Genomic DNA, 24,228 nt, shown 5'->3' with positions numbered 1-24,228 from the left:
GCGCCGGCCTCCCCCCTCGCCGGACGGCCTACTGCACCGGGCGCAGGGCCAGCAGGTGCAGGATGCGGGTGTGCACGCCGTCATGGTTCTCCGGCACCGCGAAGGGGTTGTCCGGCGTCGCCCAGCCGGTGAACCGCTTCGTCGAGTACTGGTACCAGGTCGGGTTGTTGAACAACGGGATGACCGGCAGGTTGGCGGAGACGATGTCCTGCACCTTGCCCATCAGCTCATGCTGCCTGGCGCTGTCGGTGGTGTCGCGGAACGCCGCCAGGGCCGCGTCGAGGTCGGGGTTGGCGTAGCGAGCGGACCCACCCTCGACCCGGCCGCCGCTCTTCGAATTGTAGGTGTCGTTGTAGAACTTAAACGGCGTCGCCCCGTCCAGGGTCGAGCCGAGGCCGGCGTCGAACGAGCCCCCGATCATCGCGGTCGTCCGCTGCTCCAGCTCCGGCGTCTCGACGCCGGCGTCGATGCCGATGGCGCGCAGCCCCTCGATCGCGATCTGGCTGTCGTCGATCCAGTCGGTCCAGCCGTTCGGCACCAGGATCTTGAACGAGATCGCCTTGCCCGACGGGGTGGTGCGCATGCCGTCGGCCCCCGCCTTGTAGCCGGCGGCGTCGAGCAGCGCCTTCGCCTTCTCGACGTCGTAATGCATGAAGGCGTCCCACTGCGCCGGATCGGTCTTGCTGCGCCAGACCTCAAAGCGGGGCGGCAGGCCGCTGGCGTGGGCGTTGGCCGTGGGGTAGCCATAGCCGGCGACGTTGACCATCGAGTCCCGGTCCATCGCCAGGCTGACGGCCTGGCGGAAGGCCAGGTCGTTGAAGGCCTCGCGGTTGCCCTCGTTCTCCGCCTTCAGGTTGAACACGAGTGACACGGTCTCGGCCGGCGGCTGCCAGTAATGGTGGTTGGCCGGGTCCTTGGCGACGTAGGTCTTCTCGATGTCCGGCAGGAACGAGCCGAACCAGTCGAGGTCGCCGCTCTGCGCGATCGCCAGGGTCTGGTCGTTGCCGGCGATCTGCGGGAACTTCAGGCAGTCGATCTTCAGCGAGGCGGCATCCCAGTAGTTCGGATTGCGGCACTGCTCGTAGACCTGGGTGGTGAAACGCCGGATCTCGGTCATCGGGCCAGTGCCCACCGGGGTCTCGTTGGCGGTGGCGATCGGGTCCGGAATGGCCGACCAGACATGCTTCGGGACGATCGGCACGTCGCTGAAGGTCTCGGGGAAGGTCGAATCCACGGATTTCAGGTGGATCGTCACCGTGTGCGGGTCGACCACGTCGACCGACTCCACCGCATCGGCCATGCCGTAGGCGTCGACCGCCGGGTTGCCGCGCGCGAGATCGATCGAATACTTCACGTCGTCGGCGGTGAAGGGCTGGCCGTCAGACCATTTCACCCCGTCGCGCAGGGTGTAAGTGACCGCCTTCAGATCGTCGGAGAAGGTCAGGCCGGTGGCCAGGCGGTAATAGGGCTTGCCGCCCTCCATCGGGTTGAAGATCACCAGCGGCTCGTAGATCAGGTCGACCGTGCTGGCGCGGCGCGAACCGAGATTATACGGGTTGAAGTTGCGCACCCAGGCGCTCTGCTCCTCCATGTGGAGGGTCAGCACGGTTTCGGCGAGAGCCGCGGCTGGCGCCCCTAGCGTCAGGGCGGCGATGACGGTGGATTTCCAGAACTGCATGTTGCCCCCCGGCAAATGGTTGGACCGACCGTTTTATTCATTCATTTCGAATTAATCGTGACCCGGCCCCGAACCGCTTGTCAACACAAAGTGGACTAGACCACTGGATTCAACAGCGCCTGGAAGCGCGGGGCGTAGGTGCGGGCGATCGGCTCGGTGGCGGCGCCGATGGCGACGGCCCAGGGGCCGGCGGTGCCGATGATCAGGCGCGGGCGGGTCCGCCCCGGTCGGTGGCTGAGCGACGGCAGCAGCGGCGTCATCGCCGCCGCGATGCGCTCCAGGAACGGTTCCGACAGCTGGCCGCCGAGCAGGATCGTCTCGGGGTCGAACAGGGTCTCCAGCAGGTGGACGGCGACGCGCAGCCGGTCCGCGGCCATGGCGATCCAGTCCGCCAGCGCGGGGGATTCGCCCTTGCGGATGCCCTCCAGCCGGTCGTGGAGGTCGGCCATGTCGGGGTCGAGCCCGAGATGGCGGGCGACGGCCCACAGCGACACCAGCTCCTCCAGCGTCGCGAAGGGCATGTCGTCCGGCGGCGGGGTGCCGAACATCGCCGCCGGCAGCATGCCGATCTCGCCGGCGTTGCGGGCGGCGCCGCGCACCACCTCGCCCTCGACCACGATGGCGCAGCCGAGGCCCTGGCCGATAAACAGCTGGACGAAATTCTCCAGCCCCCGCGCCGCGCCGGCCATGCGCTCGCCGATCGCCGCCATGCGGGCATCGTTCTCGAGCGAGACCACCAGCCCGGTGCGCTCGGTCAGGGACTGCACGTAGTCGCCGGCCGATTCGATCCAGTCGGCGTGCCGCCCCGCCACCGATTTCAGCGGCAGGCCGAAGGGCCCGGGCATGGCCAGGCCGATGCCGAGCACGCGGCCCGGAGCCGCAGGATCGATCGCCGCCAGGTCGCGGCCGAGCTCGTCCGCCAGATCGGCCAGGGTCGAGACCCGGGTGGCGGGGTCGCCGGCATGCAGCCAGCGTTTGGCCCGGCCCACCGGCGCACCCGACAGGTCCACCACCACGCCGCGGACCTCGTGGTGGTCGAGATGCAGGCCGATGGCATGGCCGCCGCTGGGGCGGATGCGGTAGGGCGTCGGCGGCTGGCCGCGGCCGCCGGCCACCCGGGCGCCGGTCTCGACCAGCCCGGCGGCGGCGAAATCCTCGATGATGTTGGAGACGGTCTGCGACGACAGGCCGGTGCGGCGCGCCAGCTCCGCCCGCGACAGGGGCCCGGACAGGCGCAGCAGGTCGAACACCACCCGCCGGTTGTGCGCGCTCGCCCCTTCCAGATTGGCGCCCGCACGGCGCGCGAGGGCGGCCTCCTGCATGTTTGGCCTCGACAGTTGTCAAATCATTTAGATTTAATAGCCTGGATCTGACAAGCGCCCGATTCACACGAGGCCTGGAATGACGGACACAACCGCACCCTTGTTGATCTGGCAGGTGCTGGAGCGGCGGCCGGACGGCCGGGCGGTCAGCCAATTGCAGCTCGACCTCGGCGACACCCCGATTCCGGCGGGCGCGACCTGGGCGCTGTACTTCAATGTCTGGCACGTGCTGGCGGCGGACGGCCTCAAGGGCGACCTGGCGCTGGACCGGCTGAACGGCGACCTGCGGCGGCTGCGGCCCGCGGCGGGCGCCGCCGGGCAGCGGCGCTGGCACGCCCGGCTGGTCAGCGAATCCGCCCTGCCGCAGGTGACCCACCTGCCCGCCACCTGCTTCCTGGTGGTGACCGGCGCGGATGGGCGGGAGCAGCCGCCGCGGACCGGCACGGTGCGGCGGACCCTGCCGCGCGACCCCGCCGCCTGGAGCCGCGGCACCGAGGACTTGGTGCCGCCGGAGACGCCGGCGACGCTGTTCGCCGCCCATCGGGGCGTCGCGGCGCTGCCGGAGACGGCGCTGGCGCCGCTGACGCCGAAACCCTGGCGCAGCACGGTCGGCACGGGCCGGTTCCGGCTCGACCCCACGGCCGCGATCGCCGCGGCGCCGGGGCTGGAGCGCGAGGCCGCGGTGCTGGCGGCAGGCCTCGAAAAACTGGCCGGTCTGGCCCTTCCATCCGGCACAGATCCCGCGGCGATCCGGCTGGAACTGGGCCCGATTGCCGAGGTGGCGGAGGCGACCGACGAGGCCCACATCCTGGTCATCGACGCCGCCGGCATCCGCATCGCCGGCCGTGGCCCGGCCGGGGTGATGCGCGGGGTGCAGAGCCTGCTGCAGCTGGTGCCGCCCGGCAGCCGCGGGCCGGTCGAGCTGCCGCACCTGGCCGTCACCGACCGGCCGCGCTTCCCCTATCGCGGCCTGCATCTCGATGTCGGGCGCAACTTCCACGACGCGGCGACCGTGATCCGGCTGCTCGACGTCATGGCGCTGTACAAGCTGAACACCCTGCATTTCCACCTGACCGAGGATGAGGGCTGGCGGCTGGAGATCCCGGGCCTGCCGGAGCTGACCGAGATCGGCGCCCGCCGGGGCCACAGCCCTGATGAGGCCGACCGGCTGCAGCCGTCCTTCAACTCCGGCGCCGAGACCGAGCCGCCGGGCACCGGCCATTACAGCCGTGCCGATTTCCTGGCGATCCTGCGCCACGCCACCGACCGGCACATCGCCGTGATCCCGGAGATCGAGCTGCCCGGCCACGCCCGCGCCGCGATCCGGGCCATGGCGGTGCGGCACGACCGGCTGGCCGCGGCGGGGCAGCCGGAGGCGGCGGGCGAATTCCTGCTGACCGACCCGGACGACCGGTCCGACTACCGCTCGATCCAGGGCTGGGTCGACAATGTCGTCTGCGTCGGGATGACCTCGGTCGACCGCTTCTTCGCCCATGTGGTGGATTCGATCGCCGCGATGTATGCCGAGGCCGGTGCCGCCCTGACCCACATCCATGTCGGCGCCGACGAGGTGCCATCAGGCGTCTGGGCCGGGTCGCCCGCCTGCCGCCGCCACATGGACCAGCACGGGCTGGCCGACCTGCACGCCCTGGAGACCGACTTCTTCCGCCGGCTGCGCGCTATCCTGGCCGAGCGCGGCCTGGGCCTGGCCGGGTGGCAGGAGGCGGCGCTGCGCGGCCACGGCCGGGGGCCGGACCACGGCCAGGGACCGGACATCGTGGTCGACCCCGGCTTCGCCCGCGACGACTGCCTGATCTATGTCTGGGATTCGATCTGGGGCCGCGGCCGCGAGGACTGCGCCTTCCACCTGGCCAATGCCGGGGTGCCGGTGGTGCTGTGCTCGGCCGACCGGCTGTATCTCGATCTCGCCCATGCCAAGCACCCGGACGAGCCGGGGCAGGAATGGGCCGGCTACATCTCGACCCGCGCCGCCTTCGAATTCTGCCCGACCGACCCGTTCCTGGAGCCGGCGGGCGACCCGCTGGGCCGGCTGGCGACGCCGGAGCAGCTCGCCGCGAAGCTGCGGCCGACGGCAAACGGGCTGGAGCATATCCGCGGCCTGCAGGGCACGCTGTGGAGCGAGCACATCACCAGCCGCGACCGGCTGGACCATTTCGCCCTGCCCCGCGTGCTGGCCGTGGCCGAGCGCGCCTGGGTCGGCGACCCCGCCTGGGCCGCGGTGGCGGACCCGGCCGAGCGGCGCCGGCAGATGGATGCGGAATGGTCGGACTTCGCCAACCGGCTGGGGCAGCGCGAGCTCTGGCGCCTGTCCGCCCTGGGCTATGCCCCACGTGTCCCGCCGGTGGGCGGCGCCGTGGTCGACGGCACGCTGGTGCTGAGCACCGAGATGCCGGGCCTCGCCCTGCGCTACGAGCCCGGCCAGGCCGACCCGACGCCGCAGTCGCCGCTCTATGAGGGGCCGGTCCCGGCCGCGCCCGGCGCCCGCTTCCGCGTCGCCGCCTTCACCCCCGACGGCCGGCGCAGCCGGGTGGGGACAGTGGTCGCCTGAGCGGAACCGGCCCGTCGCCATCCAATCGGCGGAGAGGCGCAGCCGGCGCTGTCCGCCGCCCTCTCTCCAGGGCATGATGCAGCGAAGCGCGACGGCGCCGTCCAATGAAGGGGGGCCAGGAATGCCCATGCGTCTCAGTTTCCTGTCCGCTGCGGCCCTGGCCGTCACCCTGGCACCGTCGGCCGGCGCAGGTGCCGGCACCGTGACGCCGGAGGCGGTGACGGCGGCGCTGCCGCTGCTGGAACGGCAGGCGCAGGCGGCGGTCGACCGGGGCGACGTGCCCGGCCTGTCGATCGCGGTGGTCTATCGCGACGAGGTGGTGTTCCTGAAGGGCTTCGGCCGGCGCGAGGCGGGGCAGCCGGCCGCCGTCGATGCCGACACCGTGTTCCAGCTGGCCTCCTGCTCGAAGCCGATCGCCTCGACCGTGGTGGCGGCGCTGGTGAGTGCCGGCACCGTCACCTGGGACACCCGCATCGCCGACATCGATCCGGGCTTCGCCCTGGCCGAGGCCTATCCGACCCAGCAGCTGACCATCCGCGACCTGTTCGCCCATCGCAGCGGCCTGCCCGGCGAGGCCGGCAACGAGCTGGAGGCGCTGGGCTACGACCGCGACGAGATCCTGCACCGGCTGCGCCAGGTGGCGCCGGCCAGCAGCTTCCGCGCCGGCTATTCCTACAGCAATTTCGGCATCACCGAAGGCGCCGTCGCGGCGGCGAAGGCGGCGGGGATGGCCTGGGAGGACGCGGCGCAGCAGCTGGTCTATGCCCCGCTGGGCATGGCCTCGACCAGCTCGCGCCATGCCGATTTCCTGTCCCGCCCGGACCGCGCCGCGCTGCATGTCCGCGTCGGCGGCGACTGGCAGGCCAAGCTGACGCGCGACCCGGATGCGCAATCCCCCGCCGGCGGCGTCAGCTCGACCGCGCGCGACATGGCGCAGTGGCTGCGGCTGGAACTGGGCCGGGGGCGGTATGCCGGCCAGGACCTGATCCGCCGCGATGCGCTGGACCAGACCCACCAGCCGCTGATGGCCCGCGGCGCCAACCCGGTCACCGGCGCCGCCGCCTTCTACGGCCTGGGCTGGAACGTTGAGTATGGCCGCCACGGCCTGCAATGGGACCATGCCGGTGCCTTTAGCGTCGGCGCCCGCACCCTGGTCAGCCTGTATCCGGACGACGGCATCGGCATCGTGATCCTGGCCAACGCCTTCCCGACCGGCGTGCCCGAAGGCCTCGCCGACAGCTTCTTCGACCAGGTCTTCGATGGCCGGGTGACCCAGGACTGGCCCGCGAAATGGGGCCGGATCTTTGACGGGCTGTTCGGCCCGGCGGTGGCGGCGTCCCAGGCACGCTATGGCACCCCGCCGGCCTCGCCATCCCCCGCCCTGCCCGCCGCGGCCTATGCCGGCCGTTATGCCAACGCCTATCTCGGCACCGCCGCCGTGGTCGAGCGCCAGGGCACCCTGTGGCTCACCCTCGGCCCGCGGCAGCAGGCCGAATTCCCGCTCCGGCATTTCGACCGGGACCTGTTCGTCTATGCGCCGTCCGCGGAGACGCCGGACCTCCTGGCCGCCGTGACCTTCCGGATCGGCCCGGACCAGGTCGCGGACCAGGTGACGATCGAGGATCTCGACGACCTCGGCCTCGGCGTGCTGACGCGCGCGGCGCCGTGATGGCGGCTGAAGGCCGGGCCTAGCGGACCGGCCGCAGCACCCGTTTGGCGACATCGATCAGCGCCCGCAGCTTGGGCTGCGCCTGGGCCCGCTGCGGGAAGTACAGGAACAGCCCCGGCCCCTTCGGCAGAAGCGGAGCCAGCACCCGTTCGAGCAGGCCGGCGCGCAGTTCGGCGTCGACCGCGATATCGGCGACATAGCTGAGGCCGAGCCCGGCGCAGGCGAAGGAGACCAGGAGCGCGCCGTCATTGACGATGACGCCGCCGGGAGGATCGACCGAGACGCTGCGGCCTTCGCGCTCGAACTCCCAGCGATAGATCGCGCCCGAGGTCGGGAATCGGTAGCGGATGGCGTCGTGGCGGGCGAGGTCCTCGAGACTCTCCGGCCGACCATGCGCGGCCAGATAGGCAGGGCTGCCCACGAGGGCCCAGACGATGTCGCGGGTCAGGCGCACCGCGACCATGTCACGTTCGATGTACTCGCCGATGCGGATGCCGGCGTCGAAGCCGCGTTCGAGCAGATCCACCGCCGCATCCTCGACGGCAACCTCGACCGACAGCTTGGGGCAGGCGCGCCGCAAGGCCGGGACGACCGGATCGATCACCAGCGGCACTGCCATGCGCGGCGCCGTCAGACGCAGAAGGCCGGTGGGCTCCTGGCCCGCCGCGCCGACCGCATCGACCGCCGTCGCGATCTCCGCCGCCGCCGGCCGGATCCGCGCCAGCAGCGCCGCGCCGGCCTCGGTCAGGCGCACGCGCCGGGTGGTGCGGATGAACAGGGGCGCGCCGAGCCGGGCCTCCAGCGCCTTCACCGTCTGGCCCACGGCGGCCGGAGAAACGCCGAGCCGGGCCGCCGCCGCGGTAAAGCCCTCCGCCTCCGCCACGGCGAGGAAGGTGGAGAGACCGAAGAATGGATCGGCAGTGGAGCCCATCTCACGATTATAAAGGTTTCCTTTTAAATCCTGAAAGCCACATCCAATTTTTGCAGGCAGTTGCGCCCGGTAATGTTCGTCATGTTCCAACAAGGGAGACGACCATGACCGACACCAGCACGCATGGCGAAGCCACCCCCCTGCCCCGTCGCGGATTGCTGCTCGGCGCGATGGCCGCGGCGGGCGGGCTTGCCGCGGTGCCGGCGGGGGCGCAGGCCCCGGGCGCTCTCACCGGCAAGGTCGCGATCGTCACCGGCGGCACCTCGGGCATCGGCGCGGCCACTGTGGCGGCCCTCGCCGCAGCCGGCGCTGCGGTGGCCTTCAACGGCCGCCGCGAGGCGCTGGGGCAGCAGGTCGAAGCCGCCGCCCGCGCCGCCGGCGGAGAGGTCGTCTATCTCCGGTCCGACGTGCGCGACGCCGCCCAGATGGAGCGCTTCGTCGCGGCGGTGGTCGAACGCCACGGCCGGCTCGACATCGCCTTCAACAATGCCGGCATCGACCTGCCGCCGGCCCCGATCGCCGACACCGGCATCGACGGCTTCGACGACCAGATCGCGACCAATCTGCGCGGCGTGTTCCTGTCGATGAAGTACGAGCTGCCGCATCTGGCGCGGGCGAAGGGGGTGATGATCAACATGGCCTCGATCGGCGGCCGCCATGCGTTCCCCAACATCCTCGCTTATGGCGCCTCGAAGGCCGCGGTCATCCACATGACCCGCGCCGCGGCGCAGGAATACGGCCGCGACGTCCGCATCAACGCGATCGCCCCGGGGCCGATCGAAAGCCCGATGCTGGAGCGGGTGCGGCGCGACTGGAAGGTGACGACGGAACAGCTCGTCGCCCCCTACCCGATGCGGCGGACCGGCACGCCGGCGGAGGTCGCCGCCGTGGTGCTGTTCCTGGCCGGCGACGGCGGATCCTATGTCAACGGGCAGGTCCTGGGGGTCGACGGCGGCGACCTGCCATAGCTCCGGCGGCCCCCGCAGGGCTGCCGCCACCCATCAGTTCGCCGGGCCCTTGCACTGGGTGTCGAGATCGGCGAAGGCCTGGGCGAAGGCGTCCAGCTGGTATTCCTGGACCGCCCCGTCATAGCGCTCCAGCCGGAAGGGCCGGCCGAGCTTCGCCGAGTCGAACAGCTTCGCGGATTGCCGGGCGGGCAGGATGACGGAGTTGGGGGCATCACCCTTGGTCAGGGTGATGCGTTCGCGGTTCTGGTTGATGGTGAGGTATCCGACGGGCGCCACGACGTCGTCGCCGTCGCTGTCGCTGCGACCGAAGCCGAACACCACGGTGACCGACTGGTCGGCCAAGCTGCAGCGGAAGCTGACAGAATCCTTGTCGCCGTCGCGCCCGCTGATCGCCAGCGTCACGGATTGCCCCCCGGGGTCCTTGACGATCTCGCCGACATCGTCGGCCGTCTCATAGGGCTGGGCGAACCCGGCCAGGGGGCTCAGGGCCACGACGCCCAGGCAGACGAGCCCGGTCCATTTCATCCACGCCTCGCTGAAATTTCCAGCGGCAGCGTAGCACGGACCGCAGCGTCCTCCTTGTGTGGCGTAAGCGCTTCGGATCCGGTCAGGCCAGGCCCTCATGGCGCAGCGCCTGCTGCACCGCCGGCCGCGCCGCCATCCGTTCGACGAAGGCCGGCAGCGGCTCCGGCACCGGCAGCCCCAGCGCCCCGGCCCAGCGCAGCATCACGTAGAGATAGGCGTCGGCGACGCCGGCCTGGTCGCCGAACAGGTAGTCGCCCTGCATCTGGCCGGCGATGACGCCGAGCCGCAGCGCGATCACCTCGTCGACTGCCGCCTTCTCGGCGTCGCTGGTCGGAAAGATCGACCGGATCAGCAGCTTGTGCAGCTCGCTGCCGATGAAGGCGAGGGTCTCGACCAGCCGGATGCGGCCCAGCTCGCCGCCCGGCGCCAGCTGCGGCGCACGGTCCGCGATCCAGCTCAGGATCGCCACGTTCTCGGTCAGCACCGCGCCGTCGTCGAGCACCAGGGCCGGGACATAGCCCTTGGGGTTGATCTGGGTGAAGTCGTCGCCGCTCTCGGTCCGCCGGGTCGGGATGTCGACGCGGATGCGGTCGAAGTCAAAGCCGGCCTCATGCAGCGCGATGTGGTCGGCAAGGCTGCACGCGTTTGGGGTGAGGTACAGCTTCATGGCGTCGCTCCTCCACAGGGTCTGGTTGGGACCATCCTGCCAAATCCGGCGGATGATAGCAATCTGCAACCAGTTGCAGGCCAGAACACCATCCCTTGGGAGGGAAGCTCACTACCAAGGAGCAGCCCTGCCGACCCGGATTGCGCGGCAAGGACCGAGGTTCCGCCGCCGCGAAACCCCTTCAGTCTCCATCCCGACCGATGCCGCAGGACGGCATGGAATCGTATCATGAAGGGACCGCGACATGACCGCATTGGCCGGGAAGATCGCCATCATCGCCGGGGCCAGCTCCGGCATCGGGCGCGCCACCGCGCTGCTGTTCGCCCGCGAGGGCGCCAGCCTGGTGCTCGGCGCCCGCCGCCGCGAACCGCTTGACACCCTGGTCGGGGAGATCGCCGCGGCCGGCGGCCAGGCGGTCGCCCTGGCCGGGGACGTCACCCACGAAGGCTTCGCCCAGGGGCTGGTGGAGACGGCCGAGACCCGCTTCGGCGGCCTCGACATCGCCTTCAACAACGCCGGGATGGTCGGGCCGATGGCGCCGACCCCGGAGGTGACGCCGGAGGCATGGCGCGAGACGGTCGAGACCAACCTGACCAGCGCCTTCCTGGCCGTCCGCCACCAGATCCCGGCGATGCTGCGGCGCGGCGGCGGGTCGGTGATCTTCACCTCCAGCTTCGTCGGCCACACCGTGGGCTTTCCCGGCGTGGCCGCCTATGCCGCCAGCAAGTCCGGGCTGATCGGCCTGACCCAGGCGCTGGCGGTGGAATTCGGCGCCCAGGGCATCCGCGTCAACGCGCTGCTGCCGGGCGCGACCGAGACCCCGATGTACGAGGTCTTCGCAGGCACGCAGGAGGCGCGCGACTTCATCAAGGGCCTCTACCCGATGAAGCGCATCGCCAGCCCGGAGGAGATGGCGCGGTCGGTGCTGTACCTCGCCTCCGACGCCTCCAGCTTCACCACCGGGACGGCGCTGCTGGTCGATGGCGGGGTGTCGATCAGCCGGAGCTGAGGCCTGCCTCCTGGCGCGGCCTCTTCCCCCATCGTCATTGCGAGCGCAGCGAAGCAATCCATGCCAGGCGGCGCCATGGATTGCTTCGTCGGCTTCGCCTCCTCGCAATGACGATTGAGGGGGCGGGAGAGGCCATGCAACTTGCCTCAGGCGATGAGCCCCGCATGGTGCTCCACCGCCGCCAGCACCGTCTCCATCTGCACGGTGTGGCCGAGGGCGAAGCGGTCGCCGTAGATGGTTTCGTCGGGGTATTCGGTGATCAGGGTCAACGGCACCCGGCTGCACTCGTCCGGCCCGATCATGCAGGGGATGCCGTTGACCACGGTGAACGGCCCCGCCCCGGCATGGGCGCCGTAGGCGGCCAGCTGCATCCGGTTCAGCTCCAAGAGCGGCGCGATCCGCGCCAGCCGGCGGGTCACCGCCTGGATCAGCGCCATGCCCGGCTCCGCCCAGTCCGGATGGTGGCGCAGGATCAGGAAGAAGCCCTTCGGGATGGTCCACATCGCGAAGCCACGCGGCAGGTAGCCGGTGAAGGGCCGGGTCCATTCATGTGCGGGATAGCCGTGCAGGTTGACGTGCAGTTGCGCACCCGTCCGCTCCACCGCCTCCTGCCGCGCCGCGCGCTCGTACAGCCCCTCGCCGGTGCGGTACTCCAGATCGTCGCCCATCGCGGTGTAGCGCGCGGCATGGTGCATGTGCCGCGGATTGTCCCGGCACAGCCGTTCATGCAGGGCGTAGCCGTCGGGATTCTCCAGCGGGATCAGCGCCAGATGTACCGCCGGTTCCTGCAGCAGCCGCTGCGCGGCGCGCAGGGCGCCGACCGGGCCGGTGGTCTCGTTGGCGTGCTGGCCGCCGGTGACCAGCACCGCCGGGCGGGACCCCGGGCGGATGATCCCCGGCACCGCCCGCCCCTGGCGCGACCGGGCCAGGATCGGCTCGCCGCCCAGCGCCGCCAGCTCGCGATGCGCCTGCTCGATCGAGATCGGCGCCGCCGCGCCGTCCAGCGGCTGCGGCGCCCAGGCCCCGGCCTCATCGGCGAGATCGCCGAAGGGCACGGCCTCGACCCGCACCCGCGGCTCCCCGGCCGCCGCCCGGATCTCCGGCACGATCTGGCCGGGCTGCAGGCCGCGGTCGCCGACCGGGCGGCCGGACTGGCGCTGGAACAGCTCGAGCAGCGAGAAGTAGAGGTCCTCGTGCAGCGCCTCGTGCAGGCTGACCGCCTCCTCATGGAAGGGCAGTTCGCGTTCGAGCGCCGGCGTCTCGACCACGATCGACAGGCGCTCGAAATAGGGCTCCTGCGCCCCCCAGGGATGGGCCCGGACCATGTCGACCACCGCCCGGAACAGCGCCTCGACCTCGGTCTCGATGCGCTGGTCGAGGTCCGGCAGGCCGCCGGGCCGGCCGGTGACGCGCAGCCAGCCGGTCGGCGACAGCGTGGCGGTGTCGAGATGGTCCATCGCCAGGTGGTTGGGCGCGAAGATCGCTGTCTCCAAGGTGCGGCCGTCGCGGTAGGACAGCGTCGCGCGGTAGGACAGCTCGGCATCGCCAGGCTCGAAGCGCAGGTCGACGCCCTCCAGCAGCGGCGCCAGCGGATAGGCCTCCAGCGTGAAGCGGTCGGGCGCGGCCGCGGGATGCACCGGGTGGCGGATGGTCACCGCCGCCAGGCCCGAGGTGTCGATCTCCTCCAGGAAGGCATGCAGCAGCGGCTTGTAGGCGCTGCGCAGCCGGGCCGAGACGCCGGCAGCGGCCAGGGCGGTCTCGGCCTCGCGGCGCGCCGCCTCGCCCTCGAACAGCCAAGCCTCGACCAGGGCGCCGCGGTGATCCTGGGAGAGATCGCGGACGATGGCATCGAGGCTCCGCGGCACGGCACGGTCGAGCAGGACGGTCATGGTCAGATCTTTCCGGTCGGGTCGAGCACGTCGCGCAGCCAGTCGCCCAGCAGGTTGAGGCCCAGCACGGTGAGCATGATGGCGAGCCCGGGGAACACGCTGATCCACCAGGCGGTCTGCAGATAGGTGCGGCCGTCGGCCAGCATGCCGCCCCAGCTGGGGATCAGCGGGTCGACGCCGAGGCCGAGGAAGGTCAGGCTGCTTTCCAGCAGGATGTTGTTGGCCACGTTCAGCGTCATCAGAATGACGATCGGCCCCAGCACATTGGGCAGCAGGTGGTCGAGGATGATGCGGTGGTCGCGCACGCCGATCGCCGTCGCCGCCTGCACGAATTCGCGGTCGCGCAGCGACAGCACCGAGCCCCGGACGACCCGGGCGTACTGCACCCATTGCGAGATCACCATGAAGAAGATCAGGTTGCCCAGGCCGCTGCCGAGGATGGCGATGAAGGTGATGGCGATCAGGATGAAGGGCAGCGCCAGCTGGACGTCGGCGCAGCGCATCAGGATCAGGTCCCAGACGCCGCGGTAGTAGCCGGCGACGAGGCCGACGATGGTGCCGATCACCACCGCGCCGGCCACCGAGAGGAAGCCGACGGTCAGCGAGATGCCGCCGCCCGTCACCACCCGGGCCAGCACGTCGCGGCCGACCGGGTCGGTGCCCAGGGGATGGGCCCAGCTGTGGAACGGCGGCAGCAGGCGGGCGGTCAGGTCGAAGCCCTCGCCGCCGTCGGGGAACAAGAGGCCGGCGCACAGCACCGCCAGCACCATCACCCCGGTCAGCGCGGCGCCGAGGATGAACTCCAGGTTGCGCAGCCGCCGCGACCAGGGGCGGCGGTCCTCGATCACCGCCATCACGACACCCCGGCGCGGATGCGCGGGTCGACCAGCCCGTAGGCGATGTCGACCGCGAGATTGATCACGACGATCAGGATCGCCAGCACGGTGATCACCGCCTGCAGCACCGGATAGTCGCGGGCGGCGATGGCGTCGAAGGCCAGCGACCCCATGCCGGGCCAGGCGAAGACCTGTTCGACCACCACGATGCCGCCGACCAGCCCGCCGAATTGCAGCCCGATATAGGTGATCAGCGGGATGGCGCAGTTGCGCAGCGCATGCTTGTACAGCACCACCCGTTCGCGCAGGCCCTTGCTGCGGGCCACCATGATGTACTGCGCCGACAGCGTCTCCAGCATCGCGGTGCGCACCAGCCGGACATTGGTCGCGGTCAGGATCACCGCCATGGTCGCGGCCGGCATCACCAGGCTGGACGCGTCCTCCATCCCGCTCGGCGGCAGCCAGCCGAGGCCGATGGAGAACACCAGCACCATCATGATCGCCAGCCAGAAATTGGGGAAGGACAGCCCGACCAGCGACAGGATCCGGATCAGCTGGTCCACCGCTTTGCCCCTGTGCACGGCGGCGTGGATGCCGAGCGGGATCGACACCAGGATCGAGGCCGCCAGCGAGACGAAGGCCAGCAGCAGCGTCGCCGGCAGGGCCCGGCCGACCAGCAGCGACACCGGCGTGCCGCCGAGGAAGCTGCGGCCGAAATCGCCGGTCACCAGGCCCTTGAGGAAGCCGAGATACTGCACCAGGAACGGCCGGTCGAGGCCGAGGGCGATGCGGATGCGCTGCAGGTCCTCCTCGGTGACGCTGCCGGCGCCCTGGGCCAGCATGATGGCGGGGTCGCCGGTCAGCCGGATCGCCCAGGACACCAGCAGGGTGACCACCAGCACGACGAAGACGGCGAGCGCCACCCGCCGGGCGATGAAGACGATCATGGACGGCGGCCTTCGTGAGAAGGGATGGGCCAGCCCGATGGACCTGAGTCCCCCCTCCCCTCGCGGGAGGGGGTTAGGGGGAGGGGGTTCGCGTCGCCGAAACCGGCGAGGGATAAGAATTGACCGATCGATCGGTCAGGGATTGGTTGGCTTGGGTGCTTGTCATCGACAACCCCCTCCCCCTGCCCCCCTCCCGCAAGGGGAGGGGGGACTAGAGAAATAACGGCCCCGCCGGTCATTCGACGGTCGCGTCGACGAAGCGCAGGCGCTCGTCGGAGGGCAGCTGCACGTTCTGCACCCGGCGGTTGACGCCGTAGATGGTGTTGAGGTTGTAGAGCGGCAGCTCCATCGCCTTGTCGGCGACGTAGCCCGCGACCTGCTGCAGCGTCTTCTCGCGCTCGGCCGGGTCGTAGGTCTTGCGCTGCGCCTCCAGCATCGCGTCGAGCTCCGGGATGCTGTCGTAGGGATTCCACTTCTCGCCGGTGTGGTACATCAGGTAGGCGGTGTTGTCGTAGTCGAAGGTCCAGCCGCCCCAGCCTTCCTGGAACAGGTCCCCGGTCTTGCCGCCCGGCACGATGTCGTTGAGGAAGACGTTGACCTCGTACGGCTTCAGCGTGGCCTTGAAGCCGACGATCTGGAGGTAGCCGGCCACCGCCTGCAGCACCTCGCGCTGGGTGGCGTTGTTGCCCGGGAAGTCCAGCTGCAGCGGCGTGCCCGGCCGCACCCCCGCCTGGGCCAGCAGCGCCTTGGCCCCCGCCGGGTCGAAGGGCAGCGGCTTGAGGTCCGGGGGATAGCCGAAGGACAGCCGGCTCTGGAAGCTGACGATCGGCTCGGCCTGGCCGGCCAGCACGGTCTTGACGATGGTGTCGCGGTCGACCGCCATGATGATGGCCTTGCGCACCGCCTCCTGCGCCGTCGGGCCGGATTTGGTGTTGAAGCGCATGGCGAAGACGGTCGGGCCCGGCACGCTTTCGATCCGCAGCTTCGCATCCTGCTCGACCACCGGCACCTGCGAGACCTCGACCCGCATGGCGATGTCGATGCGGCCGGCCTGCAGCTCGGCGATCTGGGTCGAGGATTCGGTGATGAAGCGATAGACCAGCTTGTCGAGCTTCGGCGCGCCGCCCCAGTAGGCGGGGTTGGCCTCCAGGGTCAGGCTGACCTTCGGCTCATAGGCCACGACCTTGAATGGGCCGGTGCCGATCGGGCTGGCGTTGAAGACGTCGTCACCGTTCTCCGCGATGTATTTCGGCGGCACGATCATGGCGCCGTAGCCGGCCAGCTTGGTCAGCAGCACCGGGTCCGGCCGCTTCATCACGAAGTCGACGGTCGCGGCATCGACCACCGCGACATGGTCGATCGAGTTGTAGTTCGACTGCTGCGGCCCTTTGGCGCCCTCAGGCCCGAGCAGCCGGTCGAAGGTGAACTTCACCGCCGCCGCGTCGAAGACCTCGCCGTTCTGGAAGGTCACGCCCTGGCGTAGGTGGAAGCGGATGCGGCTGGAATTGTCCAGGAACTCCCAGCTCGTCGCCAGGCCGGGCACCAGCTTGAGGTCCGGCCCGCGCATCACCAGCCCGTCGAAGATCTGGCTGCCGACCGACCCCCAGGCCACCAGGAAGGTGTCGATCGGGTCCCAGCTGCCGGGGTCCTGCCGCAGGGAGACGGTCAGCGTTCCCGCCGCCTGGGCCTGGGACGCCGCGGCCGGCAGCAGCGCCGCCGCGAGCGCCAATCCGAGGGCATGTCTTCCGATGGATCCGTTGCGCATGTTCGCCTTCCCTGTCTGCTTGTTGTGTTTGCGGCTCAAGCTTCGATCGCCGCGAAATGGTCCGGGCCGACCGGCCGCAGCCGCAGGACCGGCGGCTCGTCGCCGACCGCGCGGGTCGAGCTGGGGATTTCGCCCTCCGGCACCGCGCGCGGCGCCGTCCGTTCGGGGTCGGCCACCGGCACCGCCGCCAGCAGCCGCTTGGTGTAGGGGTGCCGCGGCGTCTCGAACACCGCCCGGCGCGGCCCGATCTCGACGATCTGGCCGAGATACAGCACTGCGACGCGGTGGCTGATCTTCTCCACCACCGCCATGTCGTGGGTGATGAACAGGTAGGACAGGCGCTGCTGCGCCTGCAGCTCCATCAGCAGGTCGACGATCTGGGCCTGGATCGAGACGTCGAGGGCCGAGACCGATTCGTCGGCGATGATCAGCCGGGGGTCGCTGGCGAGCGCCCGGGCGATGCAGATGCGCTGGCGCTGGCCGCCGGAGAACTCGTGCGGGTAGCGCCCGGCCCGCGCCGCCGGCAGCCCGACCCGCTCCATCAGCTCGTGCACCCGCCGGGTCACCGCCGCGCGGTCCGTCGCCAGCCCATGGGTGACGATCGGCTCGGCGATCGAGAACCCGACCCGTTTGCGCGGATCGAGCGCGGCGAAGGGGTCCTGGAACACGTACTGGATCTTCTGGCGCAGCCGGCGCCGGTCCGCCGCCCCCATCGCCAGGATGTCCTGGCCTTCGAAGCGGATGGACCCGCTGGTCGGCGCCACCAGCTGCTGCAGGGTCTTGCCGATGGTCGACTTGCCGCTGCCGGATTCGCCGACCAGCGCCAGCGTCTCGCCGGGATAGACCTCGAAGCTGACCTGCTGCACCGCGTGGCAGCGATGGGTGGGCCGGCCGAACAGGTTCTTCTTCAGATCGAACCAGGTCGACAGCCGGTCGACCGACAGCAGCGGCGTCGCATAGTCGGCGGTGTCCTGGACCCGCGCCTCGCCGACGCCGCGGGGGGCGTCGCCCTCCATCACGATCAGCGGCACGCGCCGGGGCAGGGCTTCGCCGGTCATGCTGCCCAGCCGCGGCACCGCCGACAGCAGGGCGCGGGTGTAGGGGTGCTGCGGCGCCCGGAAGATCTCGCGCACCGGGGCCTGCTCGACCTTGCGCCCCTGCCACATCACCAGCACCTCGTCCGCCATCTCCGCCACCACCCCCATGTCGTGGGTGATGAACAGCACGGACATGCCGAGATCCTGCTGCAGCTCGCGGATCAGGGTCAGGATCTGGGCCTGGATGGTGACATCCAGCGCCGTGGTCGGCTCGTCGGCGATCAGCAGCTTCGGACGGCAGCACAGCGCCATGGCGATCATCACCCGCTGGCGCATGCCGCCCGACAGCTGGTGCGGATAGCGGTCCAGCATCGCCGCGGCGTCCGGCAGCCGCACCCGGCGCAGCAGCGCCTCCGCCGCCCGCCGCGCCTCGCGGACGCTCAGGCCCTGGTGCAGGATCAGCGCCTCGGCGATCTGGTTGCCGACGGTGAACACCGGGTTCAGCGACGTCATCGGCTCCTGGAAGATCATGGCGATGTCGTTGCCGCGGATCTGCCGCAGCCGGGCGTCGGAGGCCCGCGCCAGGTCGATCGGGACGCCATCGTCCGGCCGGAACCGGATCGACCCGCCTTCGATCCGGCCGTTGACGCTTTCGACCAGCCGCATGATCGACAGCGCGGTCACCGACTTGCCCGACCCCGATTCGCCGACGATGGCCAGCGTGCGGCCGGGCGCCAGGTCGAAGCCGAGCGACCGCACCGCGGTGAACGGCCCCTGCCCGGTCTCGAAGCTGACGGTGAGGTCGCGCACCGACAACAAGGCGCCGTCGGCACCAGCATTAGCCTGCGGCACGTCGAGGGTCCCGGCCAGGCCGGTCACAGCGTGGTCGCCGCGCGCGCGGCCTGCTCGTAATAGCCGGACAGGGCGCGCAGCTGGGCTCCCATCTGCGACAGCAGCTCCTCCGCCGGGCCGGTCGAGACGGTCGCGTTCACCAGCAGCCGCTCGCGGATCTCGGCGTAGCGGTCGCAGGCGGCGCGGCCGGCCTCGGTGATCCGGATCAGCTTCTCCTTGCCGGCGCGGCCGGTGGCGACCAGCCCGGCGGCCGCCAGCTTGCGGATGGCGTAGGTGGCGACATGGGTGTCCTGGATGTCGAGCACGAGGCAGAGATCGGCCAGGGTCTTGGCCCGGTCGCGATGCCGCACCGAATGCAGGATCATGACCTCGATCGCGGACAGGCCGGGCACTCCGGCCGCCGCCATGCAGCGCACCAGCCAGCGCGAGAAGGCGTGGGACGCCAGGATCAGCCCGAATTCCAGCTCGGACAGCGCCGGGGACGCACCCGCGGCGAGATGGGCGGAGGACACGACGGCGCCGACGCCGCGCGGCTTGCCCGCAGTGCCGGCGGGGCCACGCCCCGTCGTTCCGTTTCGCGCCATGCCGCCCCTGTCCGGAGATTTGTTAGATACAAATTGTCGACATAATGTCGATATGCTGTCAACCGGGGATGCGCGTCCTATCTCCGTCATTGCGAGCGCAGCGAAGCAATCCATGCCAGGCGGCGCCATGGATTGCTTCGTCGGCTTCGCCTTCTCCCAATCGCGATTGAAAGAAGCCGCGCGCCCCTACCCCCGCGGCGTCACCAGCGCGGTCCAGCCGGCCATGGCGCTGTCGACCACGGCGTGCAGCGCCGGGCAATCGGCGCCGTTGCGGGCCTGGATGGTCAGGCCGTTCAGCACGGTGGCGTAGAAATTGGCGACGGCCAGGGTGTCGGCCCCGGCCGGCACGTCGCCCTCGGCGATGCCGCGGTCTAGCCGCGCCTTCAGCCGCACCACCGATTGCCGCCCGGATTCCTGGAGATAGTCGCGGATCTCCGGGCTGGCCGGGACGCCGACGGCCGAGGCCAGCACGATCATGCAGCCCGGCGGCTTGCCCGGTGCCGTGTAGGCGGTGGCGTTGTCGCGCAGCATCGCCTCGACCGCCCGGCGCGCCGTCGGCTCGGTCTCCAGCGCCCGCGCCGCCACCCCGCCCTCGCCGGCCTCGTACAGCTCGAGCGCCTCGCGGAACAGCGCCTCCTTGCACCCGAAGGCGGCGTAGAGGCTGGGCGAAGCGATGCCCATCGCCGCGGTCAGGTCGGTCATTGCCGTGCCCTCATAGCCGCGCGCCCAGAACACCTCCATCGCCCGGCGCAGGGCGGCGGTCCGATCGAAGCGGCGGGGACGGCCCCGTTCGGCCATCGTCGGTTCCTTTCTGTGTCAACCAATACATAATTGGCTGGACAGCCGGCGGCAAGCGGGTTATCGATTTATGTATCATTCAACACATAAATGGAGATCCCCGATGTCCGGACTTGGCGGAAAGGTCGCCCTGGTCACCGGCGGCAGCCGCGGCATGGGCGCCGCGATCGCGGAGCGGCTGGCCCAGGACGGCGCCGATGTGGTGCTGACCTACAGCGCCTCGCCCGACAAGGCGCAGGCCGTGGCCGGGCGGATCGAGGCAGGGGGCCGGCGCGCCCTGGCGATCGCGGCCGACGCCAGCGACGGCAAGGCGGTGCAGGCGGCGGTGGAGCGGACGGTGGCGGAGTTCGGCCGCATCGACATCCTGGTCAACAATGCCGGCGTCTTCCCCTATGGCCCGATCGAGGAGGTCAGCGAGGCGGAGCTGGACCGCACCCTGGCGATCCATGTCCGGTCGGTCTTCCTGGCGTCGCAGGCGGCGGCGCGGCACCTGGGCAAGGGCGGGCGGATCATCTCGATCGGCTCCTGCCTCGCCGACTATGCCGGCGAGGCGAACATGACGCTCTACATCATGACCAAGGCGGCGGTGACCGGCCTGACCCGCGGCCTGGCGCGCGACCTGGGCCCGCGTGGCATCACCGCCAATGTGATCCATCCGGGGCCGACCGACACCGACATGAACCCGGCCGACGGCCCCGGCGCCGAGAGCCAGCGCCAGGGCATCGCGCTGGGCCATTACGGCGAGTCGTCCGACATCGCCGCCATGGTCGCCCATCTCGCCGGCGAGGGCGGGCGCTGGATCACCGGTGCGTCGATCGCGGTCGACGGCGGCACCAACGCCTGACGCGGCTGCGCCCCGGCTCGAAGCCGGGGCGCAGGTGCAGAAGCCGGTTACTCCGCCGGGACTTCGACCGGGCGACTCCGGCCCAGGGTCATCTGGGTCAGGACGAAGGCGATGACGGCGCAGCCGGCGATGCCCACCACCATCGGCAGCGAGGTGCCGTCGAAGAACGGGCCGACCGCGGCGATGACCAGGGCGCCGGTGACGAATTGCAGCGTGCCCATCAGGGCCGAGGCGGTGCCGGCGATGGCGCCGTGCTCCTCCATCGACAGCACCGCGGTGGTCGGGATCACCAGGCCGAGGAAGCCGTAGCCGACGAACAGCAGCGCGGCCAGCACGTCCAGCCGGTCGACCCCGGCAAGGGTGACGATCAGCAGCACCGCCATGGCGAAGGCATAGCCGCTGACCGCGACCCGGACGATGCGGTCGAGGCCGAAGCGCGAGGCCAGCCAGCCGGTGGTCTGCGACACGCCGATGAACGACACCGCGTTGATCGAGAAGAACACGCTGTAGAGCCGCGGCGACAGGCCGTAATGCTCGATCAGCACGAAGGAGGAGTTGGCGAGGTAGGCGAAGAAGCTGGCGATGCCGAAGGCGCCGATGAAGGTCAGGCCGAGGAACTTCCAATCGGTCAGCAGGGCGCCGTAGGCCGACAGCGCGCCGCCGATGCTGCTGTCCACCCGGTGCTCGCGCGGCCGGGTCTCGCCCAGGAACAGCGCCATCAGCAGGATGCCGAGCGCCGCCAGCACGGTCACCACCCAGAACACGCCGCGCCAGCCCGCCGCTTCGATCACGAAGCTGCCGGCCAGCGGCGCCAGGATCGGCGACACGCTGAACACCAGCATCAGCAGCGACATCAGCCGCGCCGCCTCGGTACCGGTGTGCAGGTCGCGCACCACGGCGCGCGGGATCACCATGCCGGCGCAGGCGCCCAGGCCCTGCAGGAAGCGGAAGGCGATCAGCGTGTCGATGTCCGGCGCGAAGGCGCAGCCGATGCTGCCAACCAGGAACACGGCCAGGCCGAAATACAGCGGCAGCTTGCGGCCGAGCATGTCGGACAGCGGCCCGTAGATCAGCTGGCCGGCGCCGAGCGAGATGAAGAACGCCATCAGGCTGGCCTGCACCATGCTGGTGTCGGCCGACAGGCTGCGCCCGATCTCGGGCAGCGCCGGCAGGTACATGTCGATCGCGAACGGGCCCATGGCCGTCAGCAGGCCGAGGACGATCGCGTTGCGAAGCAACTTGGAGGGCATGGCGGACGCTTCCGGAAATCGGGTTGCCGGCGGAGGGAGCTTCTTCCCGGGCGGGAGGATGACCATATGGGGAGCGCAAGCCGCCTCTGCGAGCGGCCGTTGCGACTCTCTGTCCAAAAGATTGGACAGTATTGTCCAATTCGTCAAGACCCCCTATCTTGGGGACATGCGGATCGCGGATGACATCGAGCGGCCGGCGTCCCCCCGGCGCGGCCAGTACGCCAAGCACAATTCGGTGCTGGACGCGGCGGCCATGGTGTTCTGCCGCGACGGCTTCACCGGCGCCAGCATCGACGTGATCGCGTCCGAGGCCGGAGTGTCGCGCCAGACCGTCTACAACCATCACGGCGACAAGGAAGCGCTGTTCGTCGCCGTGGTGCGGGAGATGACCGAGCGCTGCAACGCCGGCCTGTTCGCCACCCTCACCACCTTTCCCGACCAGCCCCGGGAGCTCGGGGCGGAGCTGACCGCCTTCGCCGGGCGGATGGTGCGCGACTGCCTGTACAACCGCGACGGCGCGGCATTGCGCAAGCTGATCCAGGGCGAAGGCGAGCGCTATCCGGCGCTGTTCACGGCCTGGCGCGAGCACGGGCCGGGCACCGCCTGGGCCGCGCTCGCCGCCCGCTTCGCCAAGCTGGCCCATGCCGGCCACCTGCAGGTCGAGGACCCGGACCTGGCGGCGCGCCAGTTCCTGGCCCTGATCCATGCCGATTTCCACATCTCCCACATGCTCGGGACCAAGCCGGCGGATGCCGAGATCGACGTCGGCGTCGCCAACGCCGTGCGCACCTTCCTGCGCGCCTTCGGCCCGCAGGGCCCGGCCTTGCAGGCAATGCCCAACTGAGCGGTCCGGTCGGACCTGCATTGCATCCGTAACAGGTGCGGACATAAAGATCTGACATATCATCCGGTGACGCCGCCGAAGGTCACCGCATCCCGTCCGCAACCGATCGAGCGCCCCTCATGACCGCCTCCGCGCTGTTCTCCCCGCTCGCCCTCGGCCCGGTGCCGCTGCCCAACCGGATCGTGGTGGCGCCGATGTGCCAGTATTCCGCCGATGACGGCAGCGCCACCGACTGGCACCTGCAGCATTGGATGACTCTCGCCATGTCCGGCGCCGCGCTGGTGGTGTTGGAGGCGACCGGCGTCGAGCGCCGGGGCCGCATCACCCATGGCTGCCTCGGCCTCTATTCCGATGCCAACGAACGCGCCATCGCCCGCGGCCTGGCCGCCGCCCGCGGCGTCGCCCTGCCCGGCACCCGCTTCGGCATCCAGCTCGGCCATGCCGGGCGCAAGGCGTCGTCGCAGCGCCCCTGGGAGGGCGGCCGCGCCCTGGGCCCCGCCGAGGATCCCTGGCCGACCGTCGGCCCCTCCGCCCTGCCCTTCAGCGAAGGCTGGCACACGCCGGAGGCGCTGGACGAGGCCGGGCTGGAGCGGGTCACCGCCGCCTTCGTCGCCGCCGCCCGCCGCGCCGTGCGGCTGGGCTTCGACGCCATCGAGCTGCACATGGCGCATGGCTATCTGCTGCACAGCTTCCTGTCGCCGCTGTCGAACCGGCGTGATGATCGCTGGGGCGGCGATGCCGAACGCCGACGCGCCTTCCCGCTGGCGGTGGCGCGTGCGGTTCGCGATGCGGTCCCCGCAGGCATCGCTCTGGGCGTCCGCGTCAGCGCCTCGGAATGGGTCGAGGGCGGCTTCGAGGTCGGGGATGCCGCGGTGCTGGCGGTCGAGTTGAAGGCCCTTGGTTTCGACTTCATCTGCGCCTCGTCGGGCGGCAATGCCTCGCATGCCCGCATCCCGGTCGCTCCCGGCTACCAGGTGCCGTTCGCACGCGAAATCCGGCAGAAGAGCGGCCTGGTGACCCGCGCGGTCGGGCTGATCGTCGACGCGCAGCAGGCCGAGGACATCATTGCCCGCGGCGACGCCGACCAGGTAGCGCTGGCCCGCGCCGTGCTGGACGATCCGCGCTGGGGCTGGCATGCCGCCGAGGCGCTGGGCGCCGAGCTGACCCTGCCGCCGCAGTACCGCCGGGCCGCAGCCGCCACCTGGCCCGGCCGCAAGCTGCTGGAAGCCGCTGAGTAGTCGAGG

Annotated in this window: 20 protein-coding genes; 7 read left to right on the top strand and 13 right to left on the bottom strand. The window is 70.8% G+C overall.

Translation table 11 applies throughout. The features are described from left to right. Positions 1–28: 28 nt before the first annotated feature. Entirely contained in the window at positions 29–1,678 is a 1,650-nt protein-coding gene (locus tag AB4112_RS01305) for an ABC transporter substrate-binding protein (protein WP_309801452.1), read from the bottom strand. A 95-nt stretch (positions 1,679–1,773) separates the two neighbouring features. Then, positions 1,774–3,000 (bottom strand): ROK family transcriptional regulator, encoded by a 1,227-nt coding sequence (locus AB4112_RS01300; RefSeq protein ID WP_309801451.1) that lies wholly within the window; start codon positions 2,998–3,000, stop codon positions 1,774–1,776. A 79-nt stretch (positions 3,001–3,079) separates the two neighbouring features. On the opposite strand from AB4112_RS01300, the gene AB4112_RS01295 reads away from it, so the two are divergent. Further along, positions 3,080–5,569, top strand: coding sequence for a family 20 glycosylhydrolase (locus tag AB4112_RS01295; protein WP_309801450.1), 2,490 nt, complete (start codon positions 3,080–3,082; stop codon positions 5,567–5,569). Between the two features lie 121 nt (positions 5,570–5,690). Continuing rightward, the gene (locus AB4112_RS01290) at positions 5,691–7,238 is read left to right on the top strand and encodes a serine hydrolase (protein WP_441716722.1); all 1,548 of its coding nucleotides are present in this window, start codon (positions 5,691–5,693) and stop codon (positions 7,236–7,238) included. A 19-nt stretch (positions 7,239–7,257) separates the two neighbouring features. On the opposite strand, the gene AB4112_RS01285 is transcribed toward AB4112_RS01290, so the two are convergent. Continuing rightward, positions 7,258–8,169, bottom strand: coding sequence for a LysR family transcriptional regulator (locus AB4112_RS01285; protein WP_441716720.1), 912 nt, complete (start codon positions 8,167–8,169; stop codon positions 7,258–7,260). Between the two features lie 104 nt (positions 8,170–8,273). Between AB4112_RS01285 and AB4112_RS01280 the strand changes: the two genes are divergently transcribed. Continuing rightward, positions 8,274–9,137 carry an SDR family NAD(P)-dependent oxidoreductase gene (locus AB4112_RS01280; RefSeq protein ID WP_309801447.1) on the top strand — a complete coding sequence of 288 codons (864 nt, stop codon included), beginning with the start codon at positions 8,274–8,276 and terminating at the stop codon, positions 9,135–9,137. A gap of 33 nt (positions 9,138–9,170) precedes the next feature. Here AB4112_RS01280 and AB4112_RS01275 read toward each other — a convergent pair whose 3' ends face one another. Continuing rightward, the gene (locus AB4112_RS01275) at positions 9,171–9,662 is read right to left on the bottom strand and encodes a hypothetical protein (protein ID WP_309801446.1); all 492 of its coding nucleotides are present in this window, start codon (positions 9,660–9,662) and stop codon (positions 9,171–9,173) included. Between the two features lie 82 nt (positions 9,663–9,744). After that, positions 9,745–10,329, bottom strand: a complete 585-nt coding sequence (locus tag AB4112_RS01270; protein WP_309801445.1) for a glutathione binding-like protein — start codon at positions 10,327–10,329, stop codon at positions 9,745–9,747. 244 nt (positions 10,330–10,573) lie between these two features. Here AB4112_RS01270 and AB4112_RS01265 point away from each other — a divergent pair, with 244 nt between their 5' ends. Continuing rightward, on the top strand, positions 10,574–11,338 hold the full coding sequence (locus tag AB4112_RS01265; protein WP_441716718.1) for an SDR family oxidoreductase: 765 nt from the start codon (positions 10,574–10,576) through the stop codon (positions 11,336–11,338). Positions 11,339–11,484: 146 nt separating this feature from the next. Here AB4112_RS01265 and AB4112_RS01260 read toward each other — a convergent pair whose 3' ends face one another. The 7 genes from AB4112_RS01260 to AB4112_RS01230 all read right to left on the bottom strand — a co-directional run bounded on the left by AB4112_RS01260 (position 11,485) and on the right by AB4112_RS01230 (position 20,046). Next, positions 11,485–13,227, bottom strand: coding sequence for a M14 family zinc carboxypeptidase (locus tag AB4112_RS01260; RefSeq protein ID WP_441716716.1), 1,743 nt, complete (start codon positions 13,225–13,227; stop codon positions 11,485–11,487). 2 nt (positions 13,228–13,229) lie between these two features. Further along, complete coding sequence (locus AB4112_RS01255; RefSeq protein ID WP_309801442.1) at positions 13,230–14,081, bottom strand: ABC transporter permease; 852 nt, start codon at positions 14,079–14,081, stop codon at positions 13,230–13,232. Continuing rightward, on the bottom strand, positions 14,081–15,010 hold the full coding sequence (locus AB4112_RS01250; RefSeq protein WP_309801441.1) for an ABC transporter permease: 930 nt from the start codon (positions 15,008–15,010) through the stop codon (positions 14,081–14,083). The genes AB4112_RS01255 and AB4112_RS01250 overlap by 1 nt, the downstream gene beginning before the upstream one ends. A gap of 235 nt (positions 15,011–15,245) precedes the next feature. Next, positions 15,246–16,775, bottom strand: coding sequence for an ABC transporter substrate-binding protein (locus AB4112_RS01245; protein ID WP_441716715.1), 1,530 nt, complete (start codon positions 16,773–16,775; stop codon positions 15,246–15,248). A 35-nt stretch (positions 16,776–16,810) separates the two neighbouring features. Continuing rightward, a complete protein-coding gene (locus AB4112_RS01240; RefSeq protein ID WP_309801439.1) occupies positions 16,811–18,691 on the bottom strand; it encodes an ABC transporter ATP-binding protein in 1,881 nt (626 codons plus the stop codon). Next, positions 18,688–19,248 (bottom strand): winged helix DNA-binding protein, encoded by a 561-nt coding sequence (locus tag AB4112_RS01235; RefSeq protein ID WP_309801438.1) that lies wholly within the window; start codon positions 19,246–19,248, stop codon positions 18,688–18,690. Before AB4112_RS01235 ends, AB4112_RS01240 begins: the two co-directional genes overlap by 4 nt. Positions 19,249–19,434: 186 nt before the next feature. Further along, positions 19,435–20,046, bottom strand: coding sequence for a TetR/AcrR family transcriptional regulator (locus tag AB4112_RS01230; protein WP_309801437.1), 612 nt, complete (start codon positions 20,044–20,046; stop codon positions 19,435–19,437). Between the two features lie 103 nt (positions 20,047–20,149). Between AB4112_RS01230 and AB4112_RS01225 the strand changes: the two genes are divergently transcribed. Continuing rightward, positions 20,150–20,890 carry an SDR family NAD(P)-dependent oxidoreductase gene (locus tag AB4112_RS01225; protein WP_309801436.1) on the top strand — a complete coding sequence of 247 codons (741 nt, stop codon included), beginning with the start codon at positions 20,150–20,152 and terminating at the stop codon, positions 20,888–20,890. Between the two features lie 47 nt (positions 20,891–20,937). On the opposite strand, the gene AB4112_RS01220 is transcribed toward AB4112_RS01225, so the two are convergent. Continuing rightward, a complete protein-coding gene (locus AB4112_RS01220; RefSeq protein ID WP_309801435.1) occupies positions 20,938–22,140 on the bottom strand; it encodes a multidrug effflux MFS transporter in 1,203 nt (400 codons plus the stop codon). 166 nt (positions 22,141–22,306) lie between these two features. Between AB4112_RS01220 and AB4112_RS01215 the strand changes: the two genes are divergently transcribed. Both AB4112_RS01215 and AB4112_RS01210 read left to right on the top strand, forming a co-directional pair. Further along, on the top strand, positions 22,307–22,984 hold the full coding sequence (locus AB4112_RS01215; RefSeq protein WP_309801434.1) for a TetR/AcrR family transcriptional regulator: 678 nt from the start codon (positions 22,307–22,309) through the stop codon (positions 22,982–22,984). Positions 22,985–23,103: 119 nt separating this feature from the next. Then, positions 23,104–24,222, top strand: a complete 1,119-nt coding sequence (locus AB4112_RS01210; protein WP_309801433.1) for an NADH:flavin oxidoreductase/NADH oxidase — start codon at positions 23,104–23,106, stop codon at positions 24,220–24,222. Positions 24,223–24,228 lie beyond the last annotated feature (6 nt).

Source organism: Inquilinus sp. 2KB_23, from assembly GCF_052115705.1.
Classification (GTDB): domain Bacteria; phylum Pseudomonadota; class Alphaproteobacteria; order DSM-16000; family Inquilinaceae; genus Inquilinus; species Inquilinus ginsengisoli_A.
The sequence above is the reverse complement of the archived record's forward strand: the minus strand, read 5'-3'. Positions and strand labels throughout refer to the sequence as shown.

Excerpts from the sequence above, each read along its gene's own strand:
- AB4112_RS01305 (WP_309801452.1), bottom strand. The coding sequence starts at position 1,678 with ATGCAGTTCTGGAAATCCACCGTCATCGCCGCCCTGACGCTAGGGGCG.
- AB4112_RS01300 (WP_309801451.1), bottom strand. The coding sequence starts at position 3,000 with ATGCAGGAGGCCGCCCTCGCGCGCCGTGCGGGCGCCAATCTGGAAGGG.
- AB4112_RS01295 (WP_309801450.1), top strand. The coding sequence starts at position 3,080 with ATGACGGACACAACCGCACCCTTGTTGATCTGGCAGGTGCTGGAGCGG.
- AB4112_RS01290 (WP_441716722.1), top strand. The coding sequence starts at position 5,691 with ATGCCCATGCGTCTCAGTTTCCTGTCCGCTGCGGCCCTGGCCGTCACC.
- AB4112_RS01285 (WP_441716720.1), bottom strand. The coding sequence starts at position 8,169 with ATGGGCTCCACTGCCGATCCATTCTTCGGTCTCTCCACCTTCCTCGCC.
- AB4112_RS01280 (WP_309801447.1), top strand. The coding sequence starts at position 8,274 with ATGACCGACACCAGCACGCATGGCGAAGCCACCCCCCTGCCCCGTCGC.
- AB4112_RS01275 (WP_309801446.1), bottom strand. The coding sequence starts at position 9,662 with ATGAAATGGACCGGGCTCGTCTGCCTGGGCGTCGTGGCCCTGAGCCCC.
- AB4112_RS01270 (WP_309801445.1), bottom strand. The coding sequence starts at position 10,329 with ATGAAGCTGTACCTCACCCCAAACGCGTGCAGCCTTGCCGACCACATC.
- AB4112_RS01265 (WP_441716718.1), top strand. The coding sequence starts at position 10,574 with ATGACCGCATTGGCCGGGAAGATCGCCATCATCGCCGGGGCCAGCTCC.
- AB4112_RS01260 (WP_441716716.1), bottom strand. The coding sequence starts at position 13,227 with ATGACCGTCCTGCTCGACCGTGCCGTGCCGCGGAGCCTCGATGCCATC.
- AB4112_RS01255 (WP_309801442.1), bottom strand. The coding sequence starts at position 14,081 with ATGGCGGTGATCGAGGACCGCCGCCCCTGGTCGCGGCGGCTGCGCAAC.
- AB4112_RS01250 (WP_309801441.1), bottom strand. The coding sequence starts at position 15,010 with ATGATCGTCTTCATCGCCCGGCGGGTGGCGCTCGCCGTCTTCGTCGTG.
- AB4112_RS01245 (WP_441716715.1), bottom strand. The coding sequence starts at position 16,775 with ATGCGCAACGGATCCATCGGAAGACATGCCCTCGGATTGGCGCTCGCG.
- AB4112_RS01235 (WP_309801438.1), bottom strand. The coding sequence starts at position 19,248 with ATGGCGCGAAACGGAACGACGGGGCGTGGCCCCGCCGGCACTGCGGGC.
- AB4112_RS01230 (WP_309801437.1), bottom strand. The coding sequence starts at position 20,046 with ATGGCCGAACGGGGCCGTCCCCGCCGCTTCGATCGGACCGCCGCCCTG.
- AB4112_RS01225 (WP_309801436.1), top strand. The coding sequence starts at position 20,150 with ATGTCCGGACTTGGCGGAAAGGTCGCCCTGGTCACCGGCGGCAGCCGC.
- AB4112_RS01220 (WP_309801435.1), bottom strand. The coding sequence starts at position 22,140 with ATGCCCTCCAAGTTGCTTCGCAACGCGATCGTCCTCGGCCTGCTGACG.
- AB4112_RS01215 (WP_309801434.1), top strand. The coding sequence starts at position 22,307 with ATGCGGATCGCGGATGACATCGAGCGGCCGGCGTCCCCCCGGCGCGGC.
- AB4112_RS01210 (WP_309801433.1), top strand. The coding sequence starts at position 23,104 with ATGACCGCCTCCGCGCTGTTCTCCCCGCTCGCCCTCGGCCCGGTGCCG.